Here is a 319-nt window from a genome sequence, read left to right as displayed (position 1 = left end):
GGCCCCGCCCCCGCCCCCCCCCTCCGCCCCTCCCCCGCGGAACCCCTGCGCCCGCCCCCGGACCCCCCCCCCCCCCCCGAACCGTCGGAGGCCCCGCGCGGCAACCTCCGCCCCCGCCTCACCTCCTTCGTGGGCCGCGAGCCCGACCTGGAGGCCCTCCACGGCGCCCTGCCCCGGCACCCCCTCGTCACCCTCATCGGCCCCGGCGGCTCCGGGAAGCCCCGCCTCGCCGAGCACGCGGCGGCCGATCACCCGGAACCGGGCTGGCTCGTCGAACTCGCCCGCCTCGACCACCCCGCGGCCGTCCCCGGCGCCGTGC

1 protein-coding gene is annotated in these 319 nt (G+C 82.8%); it reads left to right on the top strand.

Going from position 1 to position 319, the window contains the following annotated elements:
* Window positions 1-129: 129 nt before the first annotated feature.
* The coding region (locus tag ADK55_RS41020) for a hypothetical protein (protein ID WP_420713677.1) at window positions 130-319 on the top strand (190 nt) is incomplete at its 3' end.

Source organism: Streptomyces sp. WM4235 (genome assembly GCF_001279725.1).
Taxonomy (GTDB): domain Bacteria; phylum Actinomycetota; class Actinomycetes; order Streptomycetales; family Streptomycetaceae; genus Streptomyces.
Note: the sequence above shows the minus strand (reverse complement) of the source record. Positions and strands in the feature narration are given on the sequence as shown.